Here is a 13,355-nt window from a genome sequence, read left to right as displayed (position 1 = left end):
ACCGCCGTTCCGAGCGCCACACTCCACTTCAGGTTCCGAGAAAGGGACTCACCACCATGCGCGAGCTCCAGGTCAACGCCACCGCCGCGGACATCACCACCGACGCCGTCGACACCACCACCGCGGTTCCCGCCGGGGACCCCGCGGGCGGCATCACCCTGTCGGGCCGCAACAGAGCGTGCGCGCGGGCCCGCGCCCTGGCCGGTCTCGTGCTCACCAGCGGACTCGTGGTCACGCTGAGCCAGATCGACACCAGCGTCTCGGCCCCGAACGTCACCTGGTAGGAGCCCTGCCCGCACCGCGATCGCGCAGGAGGGCGCGAGGGAGAGGCCGACTTCGGGTGCACGACCGACCTGGGCATGAACTAGATTTGCGCTCATGCCCCGTACGCGGTACATCATCGGTCGTGACACACACCTCGCGGAGATCAAGCAGGCGTTGACCGAGGCGAGGGACGGACGGGGCGGGGTCGTCTTCCTGGTCGGCGAAGCGGGCATCGGAAAGTCCCGGCTCGCCGCCGAGGCCGTCGGAATGGCCTTCACCGCCGGAATGCGGGCACTGCGGGGCCGGAGCAGCACCACCGGCCCCACAGTGCCTTTCCGGCCATTGACCGAAGCGCTGATGGCGCTGTTCCGCGGCGGGCCGCCCGGCGGCCCGTCCCTGGACGACCTGCCGCTCGGGCCCTACCGGCCCGCGCTGGGCCGGATCATCCCGGACTGGAGCAGCGACGCCCAGGACAACAGCTCGATGGTGATCCTCGGCGAGGCCGTGCTGCGGCTGCTCATCGCCACCGGCCGGGAGGACGGCCAGCTCCTCCTGCTGGAGGACCTGCACGACGCCGACCCCGAGACCCTCGCGGTCGTCGAGTACCTCGTGGACAACCTCGAATACACCAACGTCGTCCTCCTGGTGACGATCCGCACCGAATCCTGCGACGCCCTCGACATGGCCGAATCGGCGCGCCGCCGCGGGGTGGGAACCGTCCTCCAGTTGGCCCCGCTGACCCGCCCCGAGGTCCGCGCCGTGATCGCCGCGCAGCTCGACACCGAACCGGACGGCGTGCCGGAGGCGGCCCTCGACCGGCTCTGGGACGACAGCGCGGGCAGTCCCTTCCTCGTCGAGGAACTCCTCCAGGGCATGATCGGCAGCGGCGCCCTGGTCCGCGCCGAGGACGGCTGGCGGGTCGTCGGCGACCTGCGCAGCGACGTCTCCACCGCCCTCGCTCGCGGCATCCTGCGACGCGTCGACCGCCTCGCCCCCCAAGGCCTGACCCTGCTGTCCGCCGCCGCCGTCATCGGCCGCCGGTTCCCGCTGACCGTGCTCCAGCGGATGACCGGGATCGACGACCGCAGCCTGCTCAGCCACCTGCACGCGGGCGTCGCGGCGCAGCTCGTCGTGCACGACGAACCGGCCCCCGACTGGTACGCGTTCCGCCACTCGCTCACCGCCGAGGCGCTGCTGACCCAGCTCACGCCCACCAACCGGGCGGAGATGTCCGGGCGTGCCGCCGACGCGGTCCAGGCGCTCTATCCCGACCTGGAGGGCGAATGGTGCCCGCTGGTCGCGGAGTTGCGTGCGCAGGCCGGGGACGACGGGGAAGCGGGGCGGCTGTTCACCGTCGCGGGATTGCGGGCACTGGGCGCCGGGGCCATCGGCTCGGCGGTCACCCTGCTGGGCCGGGCCGAGCGGCTGCTCGCGGCCAGCGGGGACGCGGCGGGCCGTACCGCCGCCATGGAGGCCCTGCTGCCCGCCCTCGCCGAAGCCGGCGACTTCGCCCAGGCCTTCGGTTTCGCCGAGAACCTGCACACCCTCGGCGGCAGCGGCCTGAGCGCCGAGCGCCTCGCCGCCCTGCACACCCGGCTGGCGAAGGTCGCCCACACCGCCGGGCGCTGGGAGGACGGCAACCGTCAGATAGCCCGGGCCAGAGCCCTGCTCGGAGAGCAACCCGACGAGTGCGGCACCGCCTCCATCGACGTCACGGCCGCCTACCTCGCCCTCGACACCCCGGGCCCCGACCGCACCCAACTCGCCGAGAAGCTCGCCTACTCGGCGCTCCAGGCCGCCGAACGGCACAGTCTGCCCACGGTGGTCTGCCAGGCCTGGGAACTGCTCGCCACCCTCGCCCGCGAGCGCGACTTCGACGAGGCCACGGCCCTGCTGGAATCGGCCCTGCACACCGCGGAGCAGCACCAGCTGCCGCTCCAGCGGATGTACGCCCTCACCCGCATCGGCGGGAACAACTGGCTGACCGAGGGCAATACGATCCCGCTCCTCGCGGCCCGCAGCGAGGCCCAGCGGCTCGGCTCCGCCACCATCGTGTACACCATCGACGGCATCATGATCCTGGACGCGGCGCTGCGGGCCGAGTTCGCCGCCGCCGCGCAGGGCGCCGAGGAGTGCCTGGCCGTCGTACAGCGGCTGCGCCTGGCCCCCGTCACCCGCTACGTCCTGATGGCCAAGGCGACCCTCGCGGCGCACCAGGGCGACCGGGCGGGCATGGAACGGGCGCTCGCCGCCTTCGCCGAATGGGACGGCAGAGGTTCCCAGGAGGAGCCGCTGACCCGGGGCCTGGCCCGCGCGTTCTGCGCGCTGCTGGAGGAGGACCGGCCCGCCGCCGTCAGCGAACTGCGCACCGTGGCCGAGCTGGAGAGCACCAACCCCAGCACCTACTACCTCAGCGGCCGTTACGGCGTCGGGCTGCTCCTGGACGTGCTCTCCGGCGAGGCAGGCCGCGGCCCCTACGAGAACATCGCCGCCACCGCCCCCGGCCGGATGCGCTGGAACCGGCAGTTCGTGCACTTCGCGGGGGCCGTGCTGCTCGGCCGGGAGGGGAGACCCGACCTGGCGGCCGCGGCCGTCAACGAGGCCCTGCGCGCCGCCGAGCCGTACGCCACCGCCCTGCACCTGGGCCTGCGGCTGATCGCCGAGGCGGCCCATGAGGACGGCTGGGGCGAGCCGGTGGCCTGGCTGCGCCGCGCCGAACTCCACTTCCACCAGCAGTCGGTGGCCCCGGTCGCCCATGCCTGCCGGGCCGCCCTACGCCGGATGGGCGCCCCCGTCGCCCAGCGGCGCAGCGGCTCGGGCAACATCCCGGACGTCCTGCGCACCCAGGGGGTCACGGTCCGCGAGTACGAGGTCTTCCGGCTGCTCGCGGAGCGGCTGGGGAACAAGGACATCGCCGACCGCCTCTACATCTCGCCCCGCACGGTGGAGAAGCACATCGCCAGCCTCGGGACCAAGACGGGCCGCAGCAACCGGGCGGCCCTGTGCGAACTCTCGGCCTCCCTGCGGGCGTAGGGCCTGACGGGCCGCGGCGGGAGTCCGCCCCGGCCCTGTCCACCGCGCCCGGCGCCGCCCGCTCAGCGCATCCCCCGCACCGCCCGGGAGCTGAGCAGACCTACCGCCGTCAGGGCGAGGAGGGCGCCCGACACCGCGAACATCGGGCCGCTGCCGCCCTGGGCCAGGGCCCCACACAGGATCAGCGAGACGGGCGCGATGGCGTAGCCGAGGACCATGTCGATGGAGATCACCCGGCTGAGCACCGAGGAGTCGATGGTGCGCTGGATCCAGCTGAGGCCGAAGACGCCCTGGAACCCGATGCCGAAGCCCATCACCAGGACGGTCACGCACGCGGCCACCGTACTGTCCGCCAGCCCCAGCACCCCCATGCCCACCGCGAGCCATCCGGCGAGCGCGGCGATCAGCAGGCCCACCCGGGGCAGGCCGCTGAGTGATCCGCCGACCAGCGTGCCCAGCATCGCGCCGCCCGCCAGGGCGCCGTTGAGCAGGCCCAGGGTCGCGGAGCCGCCGTGCAGGTCCACCTTGGCGAGGGTCGCGAAGCCGACCGTGAAGGTACCGGCGTAACAGAAGGTCATCACCGTGTCGATGACCAGGATCGAGCGGATCCGCGGGTCCTCCAGGGCGTAGCGCAGCCCGGCCCGCATCCGGGCGAACAGGGAGTCCCCGGCCTCCGGCGCGGCCGGAGTCGGCGCCGCCGCCCCAGGCTCCTCCCGCGCCGCGGCCGTCCGTATCCGCGAGACGCACAGCCCGCAGAGCGCGAAGCACACTCCGTCCACGAGGAAGGCGACGGGCGCGTCCGAGAGAGCCACCACCATGCCGCCGACGGCGGGGCCCAGGACGGAGGACACCTTCGTGCCGACCGCCAGCAGCGCGTTGGCCGGGGCCAGCTGCTCCTTGGCCACCACCGAGGGCAGGATCGAGGCCCGGGCCGGCTGGAAGAACGCGTCGACGGCGCCGAACGCGGCGGCGGCGCAGCACAGCATCGCCACCGTCAGCGACCCCGTCATCCCGATCAGCCCGACGCCCCCCATCAGCACGGCCCGGGCCCAGCTGGAGAGCGTCATCAGGGTCCGCGGGGACCACTTGTCGCTGAGCGAGCCGCCGACCAGGGTCAGCAGCGCCCGCGGCACCGCCTGGAAGGCGAGGACGTAGCCGAGGGTGAGGGTGGACTGCGTCAGGCTCAGTGTGATCCAGGAGAAGGCGATGTAGCTGAAACCGTCCCCCAGCAGGGACAGCGACTGTCCCAGCCACAGCATCCGGAAGGCGGGCAGCTTGGCGGGTGCGCCCAGCCGCGTTCCCGCACTGGTCAGCGTGGTGGCCATGATCGGACCCTTCGTCGGGCCGCCGGGGCGGCCGCGGTGCGGTGGCGGACGGCCACGCGTCAGTAGTGGACGGGCAGCGCCGTCAGGGCGCGGTTGAGCAGGGACGGTTGCCAGGTGTGCCGGTCCGTGGCCAGGGCCAGGTCCGGGTACTCGCCGACGAGGACGCCGACCACCGCACAGGCCACCAGCCGGGCCAGCGCGGCCCCGATGCAGAAGTGCGCGCCGAAGCCGAACCCGAGGTGCGAGGCGCTGCCCCGCGCGACGTCGAAGACGTCCGGGTCGGCGAACCGCTCCGGGTCCCGGTTGGCGGCGGCCGTGACCAGGAACAGCCGGTCACCGCCGCGCACCGGGCGCCCGTCGAGGTCGAAGTCCCGCGCCGCGCTGCGGATGGACATCTTCGAGGGGCCGTCGTAGCGCATCGCCTCCTCGACGGCGAGCGGCACCAGGTCCGGATCGGCGCGCAGCGCCGCCAGCTGCCCGGGGTGGCTCAGCAGGGCGAGCACGGTGTTGACGATCAGGTTGCTGGTGGTCTCGCCGCCGGCGAAGGCCATCTGGGTCAGCATCCCGACGAACTCCTCCTCGCTGACCGACTTCCCGATCTGGCCGCCCGCCAGCACGCAGCTGATCAGGTCGTCCTTGGGGTCGGCGCGGCGCTCGCGGACCAGACCGGCGAGGTAGTCGTCCAGTTTCACCAGGGATTGGAGGGACGTGCGGTACTCGCGTTCCTCCTGGGCGGCCCCGAGGACCAGGTCGCCCACCCGGGCGTTCCAGTACCAGAAGGAGGGGCTGTGCGCCTGGGGGACGCCCAGCCAGCGGGCGAAGACCAGCGCGGGCAGCGGCCGGGCGATGTCGGCGAGCAGGTCCCCGCAGCTGCCGGGGACGCTGCGCCGGGCCAGCATGGCCCGGGTGGCCCGCTCGACGAACGTCCGGTAGCGGCCGATGGAGCGCGCCGAGAACTGCTCCTGGAAGACCTGGCGCAGCCGCCGGTGCTGCGGAGCGTCGTTGAAGACCATCCAGCGGGAGAGGACGGAGTACGCCCGCTCGGTGTCCTCCCGGGCGCCCTCGGGGACGGCGTCCATCAGCGGGCCCACCCGCTCGGCGGAGACCGCAGGGTCGCGCAGGCAGTGCATCAGCTGGCCGTGGCCGGTGACGAGCCACGCGCGGTGCATGGCGGACCAGTAGACGGGGTCGTGGTCGCGCAGGGAGTTGAGGTACCGGTACGGGTCCGCGTTGACGGCGGGGTCGAGCAGGTACCGCTCGGTGAAGGGGGCCCGCGGTGCGGGCGGAGCCGTGCGGGGCGCCGTGGCCGGCGGGGCGGTGCGCCCGGACATGGGGCACATCGGGGCGGAGAGGTCCGCGGACGCGCTCGTGTCGGTGGGCGTGTTCGTGGTCAGGACGGTCATCGGCGTGCCTCCGACTGGATCCGGCCGAGCACAGCAGCGGTCTTGTGCATCAGCCGTTCGGACATCATGGACATGTGGTCGCCTTCGGTGACGTGGACGGTCAGCCCGCCGAGCGCGATCTCGCGCCAGCGTGCGACGTAGGTGCGGAAGTCCACGTCCAGCCCGGGCATCGGTTCCCCGTCGGGAAGTTCCGCGGCCGCGCTGCCCACCAGGAGGTGGACGTGGCCGGGGTAGGGGCGCAGTACGTAGTCGGACAGGGCGGTCAGCAGCGAGTGCCAGACCTCGATGGGGGCCTGCTCCACCAGGGCCGCCTCGCCCGGGCTCATGCCGGCGCCCAGCAGCAGGGTGGTGAGTTCGGCCGCGGCCGCGTCCCGCTCCGGGGACGGCGGCAGTTCACGGACGCGGTCGCGCATCCGCAGCCCGCGCTCCATGTCGCGGCCCACCGCCGCGAGGCGTTCGCAGGCCGCCGGGTGGGGCAGGTGCGGCTCGATCAGCGTCAGCGGTGCGACGGTGTGACCGGCCTCGTGCATCTGGGTGGCCATCTCCAGGGCGATGTTGGCGCCCATGGACCAGCCCAGCAGGTCGTGCGGGCCGTCCCCGCCGTGGGCCGTGATCTCGGCCGCGTAGTTGGCCGCGATCCCGGAGATCGTGGTCGGGTCCACCCCGCCGAGCAGACCGCGGGCCTGGAAGGCCCGAACCGGCTGACCGGGCGGCAGGGCCCGGGCGAGCGGCATGTACCAGGCGCCACTGCCGCCGCTGGGGTGCACGCACCACAGCGGGGTGCCCTCGCCCTCGCGCAGCCGGACCTCGGAGGTGACGGCCTTCGGGCCGGGAGCGGCCTGCGGGACGTCGGCGCCGGCCGCACGCTCCGCCGCCTCCGTGGCGCGGGCGGCGAGCCGGGCGATCGTGGGCAGTTCCAGCAGGTCCCGCACGGAGACGCTCAGCCCGCGTGCGGCCGCCTGCGCGGCGACCCGGACGGTGGACAAGGAACTCCCCCCGAGGGCGAAGAAGTCGTCGTGGACACCGACCCGCGCGATGCCGAGGACCGTGCGCCAGACCTCGGCGAGTGCCACCTCGGCCGGGGTGCCTGGCGCGACGTACTCGGTGGCGCTGCCCAGCCGGTCGGCCGCGGGCAGGGGCAGGGCCTTCTTGTCGACCTTGCCGCTGCTGTTGACGGGCATCGCGTCGAGGAAGACGAACCGCGCGGGGACCATGTATGCGGGCACCTTGGCCCGCAGCGCCAGGCGGAAGGGCTCGACGACGGGCCGCACGCCCTCCTCGGGCACCACGTACGCCACCAGCGCCGGTTCCGGCAGGTCCCGCCGCAGCATGACCACCGCCTGCTGCACCTCGGGCAGTTCCCGCAGCCCGTGCTCGATCTCGCCGAGCTCGATGCGGAACCCGCGCAGCTTCACCTGGCTGTCGCGGCGGCCGAGGACCTCCACGGCGCCGTCGGGCAGCTGGACGCCGATGTCTCCGGTACGGCACAGCCGGCCGCCGGGAGCGCCGTACGGGTCGGGGACGAACGTGGCGGCGGTCAGACCGGGGCGGTTCACATAGCCGCGGCCGATGGCCCGCCCGCCGAGGTAGACCTCGCCCTGCACCCCGACGGGAACCGGCTGGAGGTCCTCGTCGAGCACGTACACCTGGGTGTTGCGGATCGGCCGGCCGATCGGCGGACGCTTGCAGTCGGGCCCGAGCGGGGTGGAGACGGACCACACGGTCGTCTCGGTGAGCCCGTAGACGTTGTGGAACTGCCGTCCGCGCGCCCACTTCTGGGGCAGTTCCGCCGGGCAGGCCTCGCCGCACACCTGGAGGATCCGCAGCGCGGGGAAGTGGTCCTCGCCGAGGGCCGCCAGGGCGCTCGGGGCCAGCATCGCGACGGTGATCCCGTACTCCAGCAGGGTGTTCGCGAGGTCGGCGCCGGCGCGCAGCCCCTCCCTCGTCGGGGTGCACAGCTGGGCGCCGTTCGCCAGGGCCCAGGTCAGGTCCATGATGGAGACGTCGAAACTGAGCGAGGCGAACTGGAGCACCCGGTCCTCGGGTGTCACGGGGAACAGGTCGCGCTGTCCCTCCAGCATGTTGGTCAGGCTGCGGTGCTGGATGGTGACGCCCTTGGGCGTGCCCGTGGAGCCCGAGGTGTAGAGGACGTAGGCCGCGTTGTCCGCGCAGACGGCGAGGGCCGGCGCCGGGACCTGGGCGGGCGCCGCCCAGGTCGCCGGATCGTCCACGACCAGGGTCGGGCCGTCGAAGGGCACCGTCCCCAGCAGCGAGGACTGGGTGATCAGTACCGGCATCCCGCTGTCCTCGACGATGAACTTCAGCCGGTCGCGGGGGTGCTGCGACTCCAGCGGCAGGAACGCGCCGCCCGCCCGCAGCACACCGAGCACGGCCCGGACCAGCTCCGGACCCCGGTCGAGGCAGATGCCGACGGGTACCTCGGGTCCGACCCCGAGGGCGCGCAGTCGGTCCGCCAACTGGTGCACGGAGGCATCGAGTTCGGCGTAGGTGACCTCCCGGTCACCCTGTCGGACGGCCACCGCGCCGGGCGTGCGCACGGCGTGTTCGGCCACGCACTCGTGGAACATCAGCGAGGTGCTCGGCAGGTCGGGGCCGCGGCCCCATTCCTCCAGCGCCCGCATCCGCGCCTCGCCGGCCAGTGCCGGGGCCGTGACCGGGCCCTCCGGGCGCGTGGCCATCGCCTCCAGCACCCCGCACATCAGGTCGGCGAGCTGTTCGGCGGTGGCGGGCGCCAGGTGGTCCGGGTCGACGTCGAGGATGAGGGACTCCACGCTCGCGTTGAGCATCAGCGGGAACGCGGTGCGGGCGATCTCCAGCGAGTCGTCCCAGCTGTCCCCGGACAGCCGGTGGAAGTTCACGTAGTTGAAGAGGGTGTCCGCCACGCGCGGAGCACCGGACCTCAGCTGCGCCATCCGCGCCAACGGCACCCTGCGGTACGGGAGCATCTCCTGCTCGGCCGCGAACGCCGCCTTCAGGTACTCCAGCCAGCTGCCCCGGGGGCGGCGCACCCCGAACGGCACGGTGTTGAGGAACAGGCCGCGCATCCGGTCGGAGCCGGGAACCTCGGGCCGGCCGTTGGTGACCAGGCCCACCGAGTGGCCCTCGGCGGAGCCGTCGCGCTCGGCGAACAGGCTCATGGTGTGGTGGAACGCCGTGAGCAGGACGGTGCGGCGGGGCACCCCGGCCAGCCGGGCCAGCCGGCCGATCGGCTCGGCCAAGGACGCGTACGAGCGCCGCACCTCGTGCACGAACTGACCGCTGTCGGAGGCCTGTGTGCCGCGGCGGTTGAACAGCACCGGGCTGAGGTCGGCCAGCGTCGAGCGCCAGTACTCCAGGCCCTCCTCGTCGACCAGCGCGGCCCGCTCCAGCGCGACGTACTCGGCGTACGGGGGCGCCTCCGGCAGCTGCGGGGTCCGGCCCTGCGCCACGGCCTGCCGGTGCAGGTCGAGCAGGTCCGCGATCAGCGAGGTGAGGCTCCAGCCGTCGAGCACCACGTGGCAGTCGGTGAGCGTGAGCCGCAGCTCCCGGTCGGTGAGCCGGTGCAGGTGGATGCGGACCAGCGGCGCGGCCGCCAGGTCGAAGCGCCGGGAGAACTCGGCGTCGACGTAGGCCCGTACGGACGCCCACTGCTCCTTGTGGGAGAGCGCGCGCAGATCGCTGTAGCCCACCGGCAGCGCGGCGGTCGCGTGCACCAGCTGGAGCGGCTCGGAGAAGGAGACCAGGTCGATGGAGGACCGCAGGATGCTGTGGCCCCGTACGACGGTGTCCACGGCCGCCTGGAAAGCGGCGAGGTCGAAGCCCTCGGGCACGGTGATCTTGAGGTCGGTGACGTTGTGGTAGGCGCCGCGGCTCGGGTCGGCGAGCATTTCGTGCAGCATGCCGGCCTGGAGCATGGTCAGCGGATACGCGTCGTCGAGGCCCTGCGGCAGCCGCGCCGCGTCGGCCGGGTCGAGCTGGGAGAAGGGCTCCACGGGCGCGGGGCCGGTGTCCTCGGCGGCCTGCGTCGCCAGCGCCGCCAGGTCGCCCAGGGTGCGGGCCCGGAAGAGGTCGGGGACGCTGAGGCCCAGCCCCGCGGAACGGGCCTGCCCGATCACACGCAGGGCCAGCATCGAGTCGCCGCCCAAGTCGAAGAAGTTCGCCGTACGGCTGATCCGCTCGGCGCCCAGCACGTCCGACCAGATGCGGGCCAGCGCCTCCTCGGCCGGACCCGTCGGCGGGACGTGCCCGGGGGGCGCGGCGGCCCCCTCGACGGCCACCGCCACCAGGGACTTGCGGTCCACCTTGCCGTTGGAGGTGATGGGCAGCTTCGGGTGCCGGACGAACAGCGCGGGCACCATGTACTCGGGCAGCGTCAGGCGCAGCCGGTCGCGCAGGTCCGGCGCGTCCAGCGGGCGGCCCTCGGTCAGCACCAGGTGGGCGACCAGGCGGGCACCGCCGTGCGCGTCGGGCCGGGCCACCACCGCGGCGTCCCGGACGCCGGGCAGGGAGCGCAGCGCGGTCTCGATCTCGCCGGGCTCGATGCGGAAGCCGCGGATCTTCACCTGGTGGTCGGCGCGGCCCGCGTACGCGAGCTGCCCGTCGGGAAGCACGCGGACGAGGTCGCCCGTGCGGTACATCCGGGCGCCGTCGCCCGGGACGAACGGGTCCGACGGGAAGCGCTCGGCCGTCAGTTCGGGCCGGTTGCGGTAGCCGCGGGCCACACCGCCGCCCGCCACGTACAGTTCGCCGACCGTGCCGCGGGGCGCGAGCCGCCCGTGCCGGTCGAGGACGTACCCGTGCTGGCCGGCGAGGGGGCGGCCGATCGGCGAGTACACGGGGGAGACCGTGTCCTCCTCGGTGATCAGCCGGTACGTCACGTGCACGGTCGTCTCGGTGATCCCGTACATGTTCACCAGCGCGGGCCGCCCGGCGGCGGGACCGGCGAACCAGTCGCGGTAGTCCCGGGCGTCGAAGGCGTCCCCGCCGAAGATCACCGTCCGCAGGGCCAGGGCGGCGAAGTCCTCGCCCCGCTGGGCCAGATGGCCCCGCAGCCCCTTGAAGGCGGCCGGGGTCTGATTCAGCACCGTGACCCGCTCGTCACGCAGGACGGCGTGCACCGCGGCCGGGTCGCGGACCTCGTCCTCGGTCAGCACCACCACCCGTCCGCCGGAGGTCAGCGGACCCCATAGTTCCCAGACGGAGAAGTCGAAGGCCGGGGAGTGCAGCAGGGTCCACACGTCGTCGGTGCCGAAGCCGAAGTGGTGGTCGGCCGCGCCCAGCAGCCATGCCAGGTTGGCGTGGGTGACCTCGACGCCCTTCGGCTGACCCGTGGAACCCGAGGTGTAGATCACGTAGGCGAGCGAGTCCGGGCCCGGGACGACGGACGCGAGGTCCGCCGCGCCGGGAGCGCCGGCGCTGTCGGTCGCGGTGGTGTCCGTCAGCGGGACCACCCCGACCGCCAGCCCCTCCACGGCCGCGCGCCCGGTGTCGTCGGTGACGACCCACTCCACCCCCGCGTCGGCGATGGTGAACTCCCGCCGGGCCCGCGGGTGCGCCGGGTCCAGCGGCAGGTACGCCGCCCCCGCACGCCACACCCCGAGGAGTGCCACGGCCAGGTCCACCGACCGGGCCAGGCACACCCCGACCAGGGAATGTGGCCCGATCCCGGCCGCTCGCAGCCGCCCGGCCAGCGCCAGCGAGGCCGCGTCCAGCTCGCCGTAGGTCAGGGAGCGGCCGCCCCCGGAGACGGCCACCGCGGTCGGCGTCCGGCCGATGTGCTCGGCCAGCCGCTCCCAGGCGAGCCGGGGCGCGGCGGCCGCGGCGTCCGCCGCCGTGGTGACGGCCCGGCTCGCCGGGCCGTCGGGGCCGAGCAGCTCGGCCCGCTCCGGCGCCGTGAGCAGCTCCATCCGGCTCAGCGGGAGGGCCGGGGTCCGGGTGAAAGCCCGCAGCACCGCCACGGTGTGCTCCGCCAACCGGGCCATCGACTCCGCCGCGAACAGGTCGGGGCGGTAGACGAAGCGCAGGCCGAGCCGGCCCGCGTCGTCCGAGACGTCCAGCGTCAGATCGAACTTGGCGGTGTCCAGGTCGATCGGAAAGGCCGTGCCGGTGGCGCCGCCGAGGGCGTGGTCGCCGTGCTCGGCCGTGCTGTAGGTGAACAGCACCTGGAAGAGCGGATTGCGGGACAGGTCCCGTTCGGGACTCAGCTCCTCGACCACCCGCTCGAAGGGCAGCGCCTGGTGCGAGAGCGCCCCCAGCACGCTCTCCCGGGTCCGGGCGAGCAGCTCGTCCCCGGTCGGGTCGCCCGTCAGGTCGGCCCGTACCACCAAGGTGTTGACGAAGAACCCGACCAGCTGCTCGGTCTCCGGCCGTTCGCGGTTGGCGACGACCGTGCCGATCGCGATGTCGTCCTGTCCGCTGTGGAAGCCCAGCGCGGCCTGGAACGCGGCCATCGTGGTCATGTAGGGGGTGGTGTCGGTCCGCCGGCCCACCTCCGTCAGCGCCCGCGTCAGCTCTTCGGGCAGCTCGACGGTGTGCACGGCCGCGGCGTAGGAGCGGGTGGCCGGGCGCGGGTGGTCCAGGGGCAGTTCGAGCGGGGTCAGACCGGCCAGGGTCGCCCGCCAGTAGGCGAGGTCGGCGCTCTCGTCGCGACCGCGCTGCCAGATCGCGTAGTCGGCGTAGGCGATCGGCGCCGGGTCGGCGGGCGGCGCGGTGCCCTCGGACCGGGCCCGGTGGAAGGCGCGCAGGTCACGCATGAGGAGGTCGAGGGACCAGCCGTCGGCGACGATGTGGTGCAGGGCCAGGACCAGCACGTGGTCCTCGGCCGAGACACGTACCAAAGTGGCCCGGAAACCGGGCTCGACGGTCAGGTCGAAGGGGCGCAGCGCCGCCCTGCGCACGGCCTCGGCCACGGCCCGGGCATCCGCCCCCGCGGGCAGATCCACCAGGTCCAGGCCGCTGCCGTCGGCGGGCCGCACCTCCTGCGCCGGTACGCCGTCCACGTCCGGGAAGACCACGCGCAGCTGCTCGTGGCGCACGACCAGGTCACCGACGGCCGCGTCCAGGGCGAGGACGTCGAGGGGGCCGGTGAACCGCCAGGCGGCGGGCATCAGGTACTCGGTGCCCTGCGGGTCGAGCCGGTGGAGGAAGTAGAGGCCCTGCTGGGCGGCCGACAGCGGGACGCGGTCCGGACGGGGTGAGACGCGGGGGATGCCCGCCGGGGCGCCGGCGCGGCCCCGCAGTCTGCGCTCCAGCAACTCACGTGCGGCGGCGGAGAGTCCGGTCTGCACGGGGGAGGTCTCGACCTGTGAAGTGGTCATGGGAATGCGGTCCT

5 protein-coding genes are annotated in these 13,355 nt (G+C 73.8%); 2 read left to right on the top strand and 3 right to left on the bottom strand.

Annotation, left to right across the window (positions count from 1 at the left end; all coding sequences use genetic code 11):
* Positions 1-56: 56 nt before the first annotated feature.
* Positions 57-284 carry a hypothetical protein gene (locus ACZ5GP_RS09375; RefSeq protein WP_468750252.1) on the top strand — a complete coding sequence of 76 codons (228 nt, stop codon included), beginning with the start codon at positions 57-59 and terminating at the stop codon, positions 282-284.
* Between the two features lie 94 nt (positions 285-378).
* A complete protein-coding gene (locus ACZ5GP_RS09370; protein ID WP_468750251.1) occupies positions 379-3,297 on the top strand; it encodes a helix-turn-helix transcriptional regulator in 2,919 nt (972 codons plus the stop codon).
* A 62-nt stretch (positions 3,298-3,359) separates the two neighbouring features.
* Here the strand turns inward: ACZ5GP_RS09370 and ACZ5GP_RS09365 are convergent, their stop codons facing one another.
* Genes ACZ5GP_RS09365 through ACZ5GP_RS09355 form a run of 3 tightly spaced genes read right to left on the bottom strand, consistent with a single transcriptional unit; the run spans position 3,360 to position 13,341 of the window.
* Positions 3,360-4,622 carry an MFS transporter gene (locus tag ACZ5GP_RS09365; protein WP_468750250.1) on the bottom strand — a complete coding sequence of 421 codons (1,263 nt, stop codon included), beginning with the start codon at positions 4,620-4,622 and terminating at the stop codon, positions 3,360-3,362.
* Positions 4,623-4,681: 59 nt separating this feature from the next.
* Positions 4,682-6,025 carry a cytochrome P450 gene (locus ACZ5GP_RS09360; protein WP_468750249.1) on the bottom strand — a complete coding sequence of 448 codons (1,344 nt, stop codon included), beginning with the start codon at positions 6,023-6,025 and terminating at the stop codon, positions 4,682-4,684.
* Positions 6,022-13,341: an amino acid adenylation domain-containing protein gene (locus ACZ5GP_RS09355; protein ID WP_468750248.1), complete on the bottom strand. Its 7,320-nt coding sequence runs from the start codon at positions 13,339-13,341 to the stop codon at positions 6,022-6,024. The genes ACZ5GP_RS09360 and ACZ5GP_RS09355 overlap by 4 nt, the downstream gene beginning before the upstream one ends.
* Positions 13,342-13,355 lie beyond the last annotated feature (14 nt).

Source organism: Streptomyces sp. NPDC031466 (assembly GCF_055581265.1).
This window is presented reverse-complemented; position numbering and strand designations above follow the sequence as displayed.